The organism is Paenibacillus sp. Z6-24, from assembly GCF_054161335.1.
In genome coordinates this window covers 2,295,326-2,308,960 of sequence record NZ_CP096398.1, presented here as the reverse complement: position 1 = coordinate 2,308,960, position 13,635 = coordinate 2,295,326, and the positions used below count along the sequence as shown (strand labels likewise).

Here is a 13,635-nt window from a genome sequence, read left to right as displayed (position 1 = left end):
CCGGTATATGTTTACAGCAAAAAGCTGCCTTTCAAAAAAGGCAGCTTTTTATTTAAACAATCCTACTATACGTTTACATGTCAGACATTCACTTTGTAATCCAATTGCAATTCGTCTGCAGGTACACCTCTGATCCCCCAATTATTTTTTGGAGTTTCGAATATCGTAATTTCAAGATCATTCGGTAGAATGCCTGTTGTTTCGCTTATACGCTGAAACAACAGGCTAATCAGCTGTTTTTTGGCTGCTGCCGATCTTCCTTCGAAAATACTGATTTCAATAATGGTATAAGCATCTGAACGACCATTTGCAAAAATGAAGTCTTCTTTGGGCATAGGAAAAAAGCGATGGAATTTTTTATCCGGTGGAAGTTGAAAAGCATCAACTATACACGAATGGATAACTTCTGAAAGATTTTTCTTGATCGGGTTCAACCTTTCATCCAGTCCATAAATTTTGATCTGTGCCATCTTCTCAGCTCACCTTTCTCTTCTCAACTGTTCTCACTCGTCTATCGTAACCTTTATCAATTAAGCATTTTTCAGCTTTTCACCGAGATCGACAAAAGCAGCGACTGCGGTACGGATACGTAGCTCTGCGCCTTCGTCCACTGGTTCACCATTTTCGTTGAACTCACGCTGTGTACCGCCAATCGAGATCCATTCAGGGCAGTTAATGCCGTGCAGGTTGCGTACGATATTTTGCAGATGCAGCAGGGAAGCTGTACCGATCAGACCGCCGGCCGAGTTGGCGGACAGGACCACCTTGTTGGTAAAATGCTCGCTGCTCAGGAAATCGAGTGCATTTTTGAGTACTCCCGACAGTGAACCGTGATATTCCGGTGTAGCCAGCACAAGCGCATCGGCGCTTTTTGCGGCAGCGGACAGTTTCAGCACTTCTTCATGGCCGTAGGCCTCTCCCGGGCCGTACAGCGGCAGCACATGCTCCTGCAGATTGAACACTTCTGCTTCATGTCCCTGCTCGGTCAGCAGGCGGGCCATGTAGTGGCACAGCTTGGTAGTGGATGCGTCCGGACGGGTGCTTCCGGCGATAAGGGTAACTTTCATTGTATAGGGTCCTCCTGTGTAGTAGATTGGCAGCTGCCGTATTTTATTCACATTGCTTTGTCAGTTGGATGGGTATGACATTATGTAAGCATTCAGTGCAGTGAACAATTCCATAATACCATCTTTTCCGGCTGGAATAACAGGTGTTCCTTTAAAATTTGAAATTCCAGCGAGCTGCTCTGGCTCTATGCGGGTATAGATCCATTGCAATTCGCTCAGCTGATCCAGCAGTTCGACGTCCGATTCTCTGGCAATCAGCACTGCTTTGGGATAGTTCTCCTGCTTGAATCCTTCGACCAGGATCAGATCATATGGCTTTGCAGCATGGGCAGCCAGCTCCATCACCAGCTGCTGCAGTGTGGATGGCTGTTCCCGGATGATCGCTGTACGTGCAGGAGACGTAATCGCGACTGCAGCTGCACCGGCCTCGGTATGGGCAAAAGTATCCGTACCCGCATGATCCATCTGAAACTCATGGGCATCATGCTTGATCACGGCAATCCGCATTCCGCGGGCGACTCCGAGCCGAAGCAGCCCGGTAACAAGGGTTGTTTTGCCCGAATTTTTGTAGCCGACGATCTGGACGACCGGCGGCAGTGAGGGATGCGCGTGTGTTCCGCTGGTGTTCATCATTTCATCGCCAGCTTCAGGACGGATACCGGTGTACCGGCCGGCAGCGGTTCGGTCGTCGGCGGAATGACGATCAGGCAGTCGCTGTCCTTGATCGTCACCATTACATTGGATTCGTCCAGCAGCGCCGGATAAGCGATGACCTGACCATTCTCCACGTTCACGTGTCCGCGCACATAGCGGGTGAAGCTGTTAATTTTGCTGTAATCCCGTCCAAGCCGGGCTGTCCATTCCGGCAAATAGTCTTCTGTACTGTTCATCATCTGACGGATCGTCGGACGAACGAGCAGTTCACAGCCGACAAAGCAGGCTCCCGGATTGCCGGAAAGGGCAAACAGCAAAGTCCCTTCCTTGACCGCTCCGGTCGTTACGCTTCCTGGACGCATGGAGATTTTGTTGAACAGCATCTCCACTTCACCGCTGCGTACCAGATCGCCCATAATATCATAGTCACCGACCGATACGCCGCCGCTGGATACGACCAGATCATACTGCGCCAGCGCATCCATCATAATCGTGCGTGCCAGTTCCAGATCATCTTCTACCGCTCCCAGCAGATGAGGCTCGCCGCCAGCTGCCCGGATCTGCTCAGCCAGCATCAGGGAGTTGCTGTTGCGGATTTTGCCCGGCTCGATCGGCTCCTCCACACCAAGCAGTTCGGTTCCCGTCGAAAATATCGCCACCTGCGGACGGCGATATACGGTTACCGTATGTACGCCGAATGTAGCCAGCACCGATATCTCACCGGCTCCGATATAAGCCCCTTGTTCCAATAGCTGCTCACCTTCTCCAATTTCCAGGCCGATTGGAGTAATATTGCGGCCTGCTTCCACCTGCCGCTTGAGACCGACCCATGTGCGATCATCTTCTGTGCGCGTCTCTGTCATTTCCAGCATCACGACCACATCGGCACCTTCCGGTACCATCGCGCCGGTCATGATACGCGCTGCTTGACCGGACCGAATGGAGACCGAAGGCGTGTAGCCGCATGGAATATTATCTACGACTTCCAGCCAGATTACCTGTTCACTGGAAGCATGCTCCAGATCGGCCGCGATCATGGCATATCCGTCCATACCCGAGCGCCGGAAATGCGGATAAGGATGTGGTGCTGTCACCGTCTGCGCGAGAAATCGGCCGCCTGCCTCTTCCAGCTTGACCTGCTCCGTCTCTGCCTGCCGGACATGAACGGCAATCCGCCGCTGCGCTTCTGCCGGGGTAATCGGCTTTCGGTGAAATTTGCCCCGATCCTGCTGTGCTGCGGATGGTGCAGCCTGTTGTTCCGGTTGGTTCTGTGCTGTCATGATCTGATTCCTCCCTTGATTTCTGCAGCTGTCTGCCGGACAGCCGGGTCCGTTACTTTCCTTACAGTTATAGCTCAAGCGTACATTTCATGCAAGTGTCAGGCTCTTCATAGGGGTATTATGAGATGGTGCGAGTCGAATCGGAATCTTGTACTCGTTCTATTTGGGTGGATCGGCTGTAGAAAGGGATAAGTCAAAAGATAATAATTTACATAAGTACGGATATGTTCATATAAATAAGGGTTGGCTCCATGGTTGTTGTGACGCTGAGTTCGGATAATGGAATGGTAATTAGGATGGAGAGATTGCGGATGGGATATACGGGCGAATATTCTTTTAATATTATGAATTTTTCATATAGTGAAATTATTTAATTAGTAGTTAGGACTTCATAAATCAAATTACTTCTCCTTGGTTGATGCCTTTTGTCGTTTGTCCAAAATGATACCAATTTTAAACTTTAACACAAATAAAAGAGCCGTCTGCACGGCTCCTTTACGGGTTACTTTGTATTAAATGGATCTCCCTTTCTCTGTCTGGACAAGTATTTACACATCTTTTGTATTTCAGCCTTTTCATCATTCTCTTGTATTCACTCTATATCTATACAGTTTCCTTGTCTCGAATCTATGCTACAAACCCGCTGCTTAATGATTCAGCGCGCTGATCTGTAAAGTCTCCCAGCGTATGGCTTCTCCGCCTGCATGGCGAATATGGATGACTTTCTTCTCTCTAGGCAGCAGGTCAAAGTAATTATCGCTGAATCGCAATCTGCCCTGCGATATCTCCAGCTTCACCATCCGGGCCAGTACGCTGCCGCCGGTCAGGGTAACCGTCTGCTGCTGCTCGTCCACCTGCAGGCTCCAATCTGCAGCAGGTAGATTCAGCTGCTGCGGGGAACGCAGATAATAATGGTTATCCGGAATAGCCGGATGATCCGCACTCAGCACCACGAACACTTCATGTGCTTCCAGACTAACCTTTCCTCCAGCAAAGGATTCACCTGCTGATAAAGTGGTTTCTTGTTCTGGCGACACCGATTGCTGTCCGGCAGCGGACAGCATCTCTGCTTCATTAATACGGTGCACATCTACTGCCCCATTGGCCGGCACATCGACTGTAAAAGTACGACTGTAGACCGGTTCACCGGTCCAGGTCATCACCTTCATCTCCATCCGAGTCGTAAATGACTGCAGCGTATCGTTAACGATCCATAGCTTCAGATCCTGCCCCGGCTCATGATCCAGTGACAGCAGCAGCGGATGGTAAAAGGAACGGGCGTAGAAATACGCAGCCTTGGGCAGCAGTTCATAATCGATAATCGCCCAGCTCGTCCCCGGCCAGCTGTCATTGAGCTGCCAGATCAGACTTCCGCTGTTGCGGTGCTTGAGACGACGGTAATGTTCGATGCCATATTTCAGCCCTTCCGCCTGAGTCAGCATGGAATAGTCCAGATACTGATCGATATTTTGCGGAATGCCGGTATAGCCTTCCATTAGCAGAATGCCTTTACGATGGTTGGTGTCCTTGTTCCGGTAATCCATCTCCTCACTGCCCCAGTAAAAGGACTCTTCCGGGATATAGCGGGAGAGTGTATACCGGTTCGCCGCCGCATGCATACCGAATTCGCTGCTGAACAGCGCCAGATCCTGCTTGTAATGATGGAAACTGACGCCTTCGATACTGTAATCCAGCAACGGCTTGTCTCCATACTGCCGCGGATATACCGAACCATGCCAGACCTGCCAGTTATGACGGTCTCCGGCGTCCGGATCATTGACGTCGCTGCCGCCATACGGCGAGGACGGCCAGTAGGGACGATACGGGTCCTGCTCGGCCAGCACATCCGGGATTAGCTCATGATAGATCGCTTCTCCGTAAAAAGGACTTCGAATATCACCAGCGGCTGTTTTCATATCATACAGCCAGTCGATCTCGTTGTTGCCGCACCAGAGGGCGAGTGACGCATGATTGCGCAGCCGCTGCACATTGTCTCTTACCTCTGCCCTTACATTTTCCATAAAGTCCCGGTTAAAATCAGGAAACAACGCATTTGCAAACGCAAAATCCTGCCAGACGAGAATGCCCTGTCGGTCGCACTGCTCATAAAATATATCCTTCTCATAAATGCCGCCTGCCCATACGCGCAGCATATTCATATGCGCCTCGGCTGCCAGCTCGATCAGCTCCACATAACGGGAATCGTCCGCCGAACCGATCAGATTGTCCACCGGTATCCAGTTGGCTCCCTTGGCATAGATGCGTACTCCATTAAGGATAAAGGCAAATAAAGGTTCCCCCTGTTCTCCCTCCAGCTGCAGCTCAATCGTCCGCAGACCGATCTCATGCTCGTAGCGGTCGACCAATTCATCTCCGGCATAAAGCAGCACTCGCAGGTTATATAAATACGGCTCGCCCAGATCATGGGTCCACCACAGCCGGGGCTGCGGAATATGTAATTGCACCGTCCATGTATCCGGCCGACCGTGAACTGCTTGTATCCCGGTCTGCTCACGAACAATCTCTGTACCTTCACGATCCCGCAGCATCACTTCCGCCCGTAATGGGGATGCTGTCTGAGGACCGGATAGACCATGGCGGTGTTCATTATAGCTCGTATAACGCAGCTGCGAGACAATGCTGACAGCAGCCTGTACATCCAGAACTGCCTCATGTGGATCGGCACTGCGGGTGTATGCATATACCTGATCCAGCCGGGCGATCCGGTGACGCTGTATATTTACACTGCCCCAGATGCCTGTCGTTACGATACGCGGACCCCAATCCCAGCCAAAATTCATCGCAGCCTTGCGCAGCCACGGCCGCTCTTTCGTATACGAGGACCAGTCGAACAATTCTTTCTCCTGATGGTGCGGATGCAGCGGATCAAAGCGGACAGCCACACTATTCCAGCCGCTGCGAACGACACGGCTGATATCAAACGTATATTTACGGTGCATATTCGCTGTTCGCCCTACTTCGTGTCCATTGACATAGACCGTCGCAAACGTATCCAGCCCTTCAAAAGTCAGCTCATGCCGCTCGGTAATATCAGCCGACAGTTCATAGTCAAATGTCGTACGGTACCACCATTCCTCCTGTTCAATCCAGCGGCTCAGCTGATCCTGATGTCCATAATACGGATGAGGAATCAATCGACGCTGAATCAGAGCGGTGTGCACATCCCCGGGTATACGGGCCGTGATCCAGTAGCGGTCATCCAGTCCCGGTGCAGATACGTCAACCGCTTTCATTTCTCCCGGCCGATAATGCTGAATTCTCCATGTTCCATCCAGGCTGAGGCATGATGAATCCAGATAGGTTGATGCATTGATGCTGTCCATGATGATTTACTCCCTCCTGTACTTTCAGGCATTCAGTAATGTTCACCGATATATATTACGCGTATTCCCGTTGTAGAGGAATTGTATAAATTAACGAAAAAGCTCCATCATTTTACATATTTATTGTACAGATTGGTGGATTACGTAGACAGGGTGAATCGGCAATCCCTATAGCAGCGGATAACAGGAATCGGGCGGTGGATGGCTCACCTGCACCAAGCAGCGCTCCCGGTATTCGGTCGGTGTACAGCCGCTGTACTTTTTGAACAGTCTGCTAAAGTACTTCACATCCTCATAGCCGATCTGCCCGGCGATTTCAGCTACTTTGGCCGGGGAAATCGTGAGTAGCTCGGCTGCATATTCCATTCTCCGTTTCCCTACCCAGTCACTGTAAGTCAGACCGGTCTCTTTTTTGAAAATCTCACTCAGGTGGCTGGCATGCAAATGCACATGCCGGGCAGCTGCGGCGAGGCTGATATCTCCGCCAAGATTTTCTTCGATGTACATCAGGGCTTTTTGCACATGCATGCGCGGCCCTTCACCGCAGCGGGTATGGTAAGTCCGCGAGATCCGGTGCAGCTGCTGGAACAGTTCTTCCTTCATGTATTCACCCGACTGCCAGACGATACTGCTGGCAGGTTCGACAGGCGAGGCGGCAGCTGCGGCGGTATACATACTGCTCATCGCACGTTCCAACCAGCGGTTCGCACTGAGCAGCACGGACTGCAGCGCACTTTGAACCGACTGCGGAGTGGCTTCTTCTTGATAGATCAAGTGGTCAATCCAGCGGTCCACCCAGCCTCTCAGTGCTATCGTATCTTCCCTCAGCAGAATCGAAGCCAGCAGCCGTTCTTCCTCATGGCTGCAGACCGTCTGACCACCCTGTCGGCCGGCAATCTGTTCATAAGTCCATAAGGTAGAACCCGGCAGCAGCGGATAATAATTGCAGGCTTCCAGCGCCTCCCGATAGGATGCATGCAGCTGCCGGGTTAACTGCACTGGCTGGCCCAGCGCAGCTGTAACTCTGCATTTGAGCAGATGCTCCATGCGCCGGGTTATACTTTGCCATTCGTGCAGATGGTCTGTTCCGGCCGCCGGCACAGGGACGAGTACAACGATGTGCTGCTGATACATACAGGCGGGGAGTCCCAACATATCCTGCAGCATATTATGAATGGCAAACAGCAGCAGTGCATGGTGGGTTCTATCCTGGCCCCATCCTTCAGCCTGTAAAATAACGATCTGCCAGCGTTCCGCCTCTGCCGGACTCCATCTATGCGGAATATGAAGAGTATGAGCATGATGGGAAGTATCGGGAATCCTCTGGACTGTACCTTGATTCAGCTGCAGCAGCTGCCCGAACCAGTCTTCATCCATATCCGCCTTTTGCTTATCCGTTCCTTCAATAATCCAGTGGCGGAACAGCTGCTCGGCGGTCTGCTGATGAATCTCCCGTTCCTGATGAAGGGTGGACAACCGCTGCTCGATACTGCGTTTGACCCCAAGTACCGTCTTGATAATGTCTTCCGGCGGACTGGTTTTGAGCAGGTAATCGGCCACATGCTGACGGATCGCCTGCTGGGCATAGCCAAAGTCATCATAGCCGGATAAAATAATGACTTCCAGCTCCGGTAAAAGTATCCGAGCTTCCTCTGCCAGTTCCAGTCCGGTCTTGCCGGTCATTCGAATATCTGTCAGTAGAATATGCGGCTGGTCCCGTGCCATACGCTCCAGTGCCTCTTCTGCCGATCCTGCGGGCTCCAACAGTTCAAGTCCCAGTTCGTGCCAGGGAATCACCGAAGCCAGCCCTGTACGAATAATCACTTCATCATCCACAATCAAGATTCTCACGGTATCCCTCCTTCAGTGGAATCGCAAATGATACTTTGGTTCCGGCCTGCGGGCGACTCTCAATATGCAGACAGGCTTCCTTGCCATAATGCAGCAGCAGCCGTTCATTGACATTGCGCAGTCCATACCCGGCATCCGGTTCGGTGCGCTGGGGTCCTTCTGCAGAATGGATCGTCCGGCTTAGCATGTCACGCAGCTGATACAGCCGTTCCGGGTCCATACCTGTGCCATCGTCCAGCACCATGAACCGGATCCAGCCGCTTTCCTGCTCCAGATGAATGGTGATCGTACCGGGCCCTTCCTTTTTCTGAATGCCATGGATAAGCGCATTTTCCACCAAAGGCTGCAGCAGCAGCTTGAGCATCGTATGGCTGTAAAGGCGCTGGTCCACCGCCCAGCTCATCCGTACTTTATCCGGAAAGCGGATTTCTTGTACCTGCATATAGTTGCGGATATGGTTCAACTCCTGCTCGACCGAGCAGTAGTCTTTGCCCTGATTCAGACTGAGCCTCAGAAAATCACTAAGTCCCTGCACCATCGCTCCGATTTTCTTTTCCCCGGACATGAGGGCAATCCAGTGAATGGAAGAAAGCGTATTGTACATGAAATGGGGATGAATCTGCGCCTCCAGCGCCCGCAGATCAGCTTCTTTCTTGCGGGCTTCATTGCGTATCAGCTGCTGTTTGAGCTGCGCAATATGGGCGCCGAACCGGTGATAGCTTCGACTGAGCCTGCCAATCTCATCATGCGATTCAATCGAAAAAGCGGGCAGCGGATAAGCCGGATCACTGTGATAGAGCAGCCGGGTCAGATGGCGCAGAGGCTGAACGACGCGGCTGACGACGATCCAGATCAGTACTGCACTGACCAGCACTGACACCAGGACGACGATAAGCGTCAGCTGCAAAATGAATCGGTTCTGCGCGGTATACTGATCTGAAGGAATCATCATGACCAGCGTCCAGCCGCTCTCGTGATTATGCTGGTACATCACGGTCTGCTCCGCTTCTCCCTCCCCGTAGGATAGCGAACCGTCCGCTCTATGGCCGGACCTTATAATCTGCTGCATCAACCCGGGGTAGCTATTATTCAGCGGCATCGACAGCCTTGACTTGTCATTGGTGGATAGAATATGCCCCTGATCATTAACCAGCCATACCTGTCCATGCCCGTCTCCGATTCTCGGCAGCACCGACCAGTACTGGGCCAGTACCTTTTCATTAAGACTAATCGAGAGCCAGCCGAGCGTCTGATAATCATGCGTACTGCGCAGTGGGCGAATAAATGTAATGACCGGCTGCTGACCGGAAGCGTTCTGCACCTCGTAGACACCTGTCCACTGCTTATGCTTCACTTCATTGATATTTACCTGGGTATACAGCTCTGAATGGTACAGGGAAGATGTCGATAAGGTGCTGTTCAGCTGCGGCGCATAGATCGTAATATCGGCAATGTATTTTTTGGAGGCGGCCAGATTGGTAAGTAGTCCGATGATTTCACTACGGATCATGCTGTCTTCCTGTGGACTGCTCATGTAACGCTGAATTTCCCGCTGGCTGATCATGAACAGCGATACATTTTCCACATCCTGAATCATAAACGCCAGATTGTTGTTCATCTGTGTCAGCGTGTCCATGCCTGACAGCCGGGCTTTATCTTCTGTAATATGTGTAGAAATCGCAAAAGCAAAAACGCCGAGCAGCAGCAGCGGCACAATCATGGACAGTATAATGATGACAGACAGCTTGCGCTGTAGTGATGACTGCATCCAACGTCTCATTATGATTCCTCCCTGCCTGATGATGCTCGGCTGTTGTATATGAGTTTGGTTATCAATTATTTAGTATATCGATTTCCTATTTGATGCCGCATTATCCTTTTACCGCTCCGGCGGTCATTCCTTTCATTACCTGCTCCTGGAATACCAGGTACAAAATAATGGTCGGCAGTACGGACAGTACCATCGCCGCCAGCGTCAGTCCATAATCGGTCTGATAACCGTCCGAGAAGTTGGCGATACTGAGCGGAAGCGTTTTCAGACTTGTTTTGCTGATAAAGACCAGCGCAAATGAAAAATCATTCCATGCATGCAGGAAACTCAGTATGGTAACGGTCGATAGCGCCGGTAGGGACATCGGCAGAATAATCCGGAAAAACAATCCCCACAGCCCTGTACCATCGATAAAGGAAGCTTCCTCAATCTCGCGCGGAAAAGACATCAAGTACGCGGATAGTACGAAAATCGCTGTCGGCAGGGCAAATGCCGTATACGGCAAAATGAGTGCCCAGTACGTATTCAACAGCGATATCTGCTTCATCAGAATAAACAGCGGCACCAGTGTGCTGTGAATCGGAATCAGCATCCCGACGACAAAGAAAGCAAATACCGCGCCTTTGAGCCGGAATTGAAAGCGGGCCAGAATAAAAGAAGCCAGCGCTCCAATAAATAAAGTCAATACGAGCGAACCGATCGATACGATCAATGAATTGGCAAATGCGGTGTCCAGCTTGGCCGTCTCCCACGCCCGGCTGAAGTTCGCCACATTCCACTGGGCCGGCAATCCAAACGGATGGCTGTAAAAATCTTCATTGCTTTTGAATGCACTCACAATCAACCAGAAAAACGGATACAAGGTAAAAATACCATAAACCATCAGAATCGTCCAAAAAATAATATGTTTTCCTCTGCCAAGCAGAATCGATATTCCCGATGCCTGGCGATGAGAACCGGCTGTCGCTGTCTGATTCATCACATGCCCTCCTTCCGGATACGTTTTCTGTTTGCTGCTAACAAGCCTACTCCACTCCATCTGCCTGTACGATTTGCAGATCGATCAGGAATTCCGGCTTTTTCTGCTGGTTAGCCACTGGCTCGTTCCGATCAGCAGCAGACTGATCAGCACAATCATCGTCGAGATTGCACTCCCATATCCATAACGATACGAGGTAAACGTCGAATTATACATGTAGGTAGCCAGCAGTTCTGTCGCATGTGCCGGACCTCCGCGGGTCATAATATACACCAGATCAAATGATTTCAGACTTCCCGAGATGCACAGAATGATCGCCACCTGCACAGTCGTCCAGATAATCGGCAGGGAGATATACACCAGCCGCCGCCAGCCAATCGCTCCATCCAGCTCGGCGGCATCATGAATCTCACCCGGTATATTTTGCAGTGCCGAACTGAAAATGATCAGATACAATCCGACAAAGCTCCAGATCAGCGGCGGAATCAGCGAGTAAACCGCGATTCCTGCATCCGACAGCCAGTTCAGCTTCCAGCCGGACAGCCCGATCGCATCCAGCAGAAAATTCAAAATCCCGATCTGCGGATGATAAATATACTGCCACACCATACCGATGACGACAGTGGACATGACCATCGGCAAGAAAATCGCCGAACGCAGAAATCGCTGCATCCACGTGTTTTTGTGCAAAATAACCGCCAGTGCCAGCGCAATCGGTACCTGACCGAACACGGCTGCCAGCACGAAAATGATATTGTTTTTCAGCGAACGCCAGAATGTGGAATCCTGAATAATCTCCGTATAGTTGGCCAGGCCGATATACTGCTTGTCCCCAAATCCGGACCAGTTAAAAAATCCATAATACGCCGACCAGACGACCGGCACAAATACAAACAGACCATAGATTAGCAGCGCCGGTGCCAATCCGAACATAATAAACTTGCGGCTGCTCATCGCATTCATAGCACCACTCCTCTCCTGTCAATCCGAGCCTGCTGCCGAAAAAATCTACTTGCCCAGCGCTCCTGCCTGTGCATTCTGAATTTTGGCAGCAATGTCCTGCGGGCTGCCGCCCATCATCAGTTCCTGCAGACCGTTGTTGGTCACTTCAACGGCTGCCGAGCTGAGCTTGGAATCATACACCGGACTGATTTTCGTTTTCTGGATCAGATCATACAGCTCCACGAACAGTGGATGGGCTTTGCTCTTGTCCAGATCCAGCTTGTAACTGACGAGTGTGCTGCTGTCGAGTGTAGCTTGCTGACCCTCGGGACCGGAAAGGGCATACAGCAGCTCCAACGCTGCTTCTTTTTGCTTGCCTTCGAGCTTTTTGTTCATCCCCATCCCGGTGCCGACTACACCTGCCGTCGATTGAGCTTCGCCTTTGCCGCCCGGTACAGGTGGAAGGATCGTCACATGCGTCTGATCCAGTACTTCAGCGGGGGCATTATTCACCAGGTTCGCCAGCGCCCAGCCTCCGTTAATGACCATGGCACTTTTGCCCTGGAAATAAAGCTGCATCATCTGTGTCTCATCGATACTGTCGAATCCGCTCTGAAAAGCGTTCGCTTTGCCAAGATCCTGCATGACCGTTAATGCCTGTACAAACTGCGGATCGGTAAAGGATGCACCATTTTGCTCGGCTGCCTTGAGGAACCAGTCCGTTCCGGTTACCCGGTCACCAATTGTACTGAAAATGGTAGACTGGGCAACCCAGTTGGCCTTGTTGCCAAGTGCAATCGGAATCACACCGTTCTGGTTAAACGTATCAATCGCCTTCATCAGCTCATCCCATGTCTCCGGCACTTTGACATTATACTGATCAAAAATCGCCTGATTGTAAAACAGCAATGACGATGGCGCCAGGTTCATCGGCACCGAGTAAATCTGCTCGTTCACCGTGTATCCATCCAGTGCGTTGGGGATAAAGTTATTTTTCCATTCCGGCTTGCTGTCCAGATATTCATTAATCGGCTGGATCAGATCGCCTTTGACAAATTCCTTGGTCATGGCATCCGGCCACATGACGAACAGATCCGGCATCTCATCTGCGGCCGCCGCGGTGCGCAGGCGGGTCTTCAGCCCATCTGTAGGCAGCGGCTCGTCCTCCAGTTCAATCTCCGGGTGAGCCGTACGGAAATCATCCAGCAGCTTGCGCATGGCGATTGATTTGGCATCCTGTCCGGTCCAGTTGTGCCATACAGTCAGTGAGACCGGGTCTCCTTCGGTACCGGCTCCCTGTGCATCGTCTCCTCCTCCGCAGCCCGATAGCAACAGCGCCAGTAATAGAATGGACATCATTAATGCAGTGATTTTTCTCATCATGCTCCTCCTCTGATGGTTGGAATATTCACAGTTTAATGGAAACGCTATCATTTTATAAGGTGAATCTGTTCGGTATGAGGGTAGACGATCATCGGGTATACATAAAGTTTAGCATCAGCATCAGCATCAGCATCAGCATCAGCATCAGCATCAGCATCAGCATCAGCATCAGCATCAGCATCAGCATCAGCATCAGCATCAGCATCAGCATCAGCATCAGCATCAGCATCAGCATCAGCATCAGCCGATTATACGGGCAGATCTTGGAATGTCTATACCCAAATAAAAAAAGCCATCCGGCTGCACTTATTGTGCTCTGCCGGATGGCCTGATCTTCTTTATCCTGCTTTACAGTCTATACAGG

The 13,635-nt window shown here is 51.2% G+C and carries 11 protein-coding genes; all 11 read right to left on the bottom strand.

The features are described from left to right. Positions 1-80: 80 nt before the first annotated feature. The gene (locus M1D61_RS10170) at positions 81-470 is read right to left on the bottom strand and encodes a tautomerase family protein (RefSeq protein ID WP_046214014.1); all 390 of its coding nucleotides are present in this window, start codon (positions 468-470) and stop codon (positions 81-83) included. A gap of 60 nt (positions 471-530) precedes the next feature. After that, positions 531-1,067 (bottom strand): NADPH-dependent FMN reductase, encoded by a 537-nt coding sequence (locus M1D61_RS10165; protein ID WP_046214013.1) that lies wholly within the window; start codon positions 1,065-1,067, stop codon positions 531-533. A 60-nt stretch (positions 1,068-1,127) separates the two neighbouring features. After that, positions 1,128-1,700, bottom strand: coding sequence for a molybdopterin-guanine dinucleotide biosynthesis protein B (mobB, locus tag M1D61_RS10160; RefSeq protein WP_458122228.1), 573 nt, complete (start codon positions 1,698-1,700; stop codon positions 1,128-1,130). Further along, the gene (locus M1D61_RS10155; RefSeq protein WP_458122227.1) at positions 1,697-3,001 is read right to left on the bottom strand and encodes a molybdopterin molybdotransferase MoeA; all 1,305 of its coding nucleotides are present in this window, start codon (positions 2,999-3,001) and stop codon (positions 1,697-1,699) included. The genes mobB and M1D61_RS10155 overlap by 4 nt, the downstream gene beginning before the upstream one ends. 647 nt (positions 3,002-3,648) lie before the next feature. Further along, a complete protein-coding gene (locus M1D61_RS10150) occupies positions 3,649-6,345 on the bottom strand; it encodes a beta-mannosidase (RefSeq protein WP_458122226.1) in 2,697 nt (898 codons plus the stop codon). 168 nt (positions 6,346-6,513) lie between these two features. Further along, a complete protein-coding gene (locus M1D61_RS10145; protein ID WP_458122225.1) occupies positions 6,514-8,196 on the bottom strand; it encodes a helix-turn-helix domain-containing protein in 1,683 nt (560 codons plus the stop codon). Continuing rightward, positions 8,174-9,976, bottom strand: coding sequence for a cache domain-containing sensor histidine kinase (locus tag M1D61_RS10140; RefSeq protein ID WP_458122224.1), 1,803 nt, complete (start codon positions 9,974-9,976; stop codon positions 8,174-8,176). The genes M1D61_RS10145 and M1D61_RS10140 overlap by 23 nt, the downstream gene beginning before the upstream one ends. A 91-nt stretch (positions 9,977-10,067) precedes the next feature. Beyond that, on the bottom strand, positions 10,068-10,946 hold the full coding sequence (locus M1D61_RS10135) for a carbohydrate ABC transporter permease (protein ID WP_458122223.1): 879 nt from the start codon (positions 10,944-10,946) through the stop codon (positions 10,068-10,070). An 84-nt stretch (positions 10,947-11,030) separates the two neighbouring features. Further along, positions 11,031-11,909, bottom strand: a complete 879-nt coding sequence (locus M1D61_RS10130; RefSeq protein ID WP_458122222.1) for a carbohydrate ABC transporter permease — start codon at positions 11,907-11,909, stop codon at positions 11,031-11,033. Positions 11,910-11,954: 45 nt separating this feature from the next. Continuing rightward, positions 11,955-13,268, bottom strand: coding sequence for an extracellular solute-binding protein (locus M1D61_RS10125; protein ID WP_458122471.1), 1,314 nt, complete (start codon positions 13,266-13,268; stop codon positions 11,955-11,957). A 91-nt stretch (positions 13,269-13,359) separates the two neighbouring features. Further along, the gene (locus tag M1D61_RS10120; protein WP_458122221.1) at positions 13,360-13,506 is read right to left on the bottom strand and encodes a hypothetical protein; all 147 of its coding nucleotides are present in this window, start codon (positions 13,504-13,506) and stop codon (positions 13,360-13,362) included. Positions 13,507-13,635: the final 129 nt, after the last annotated feature.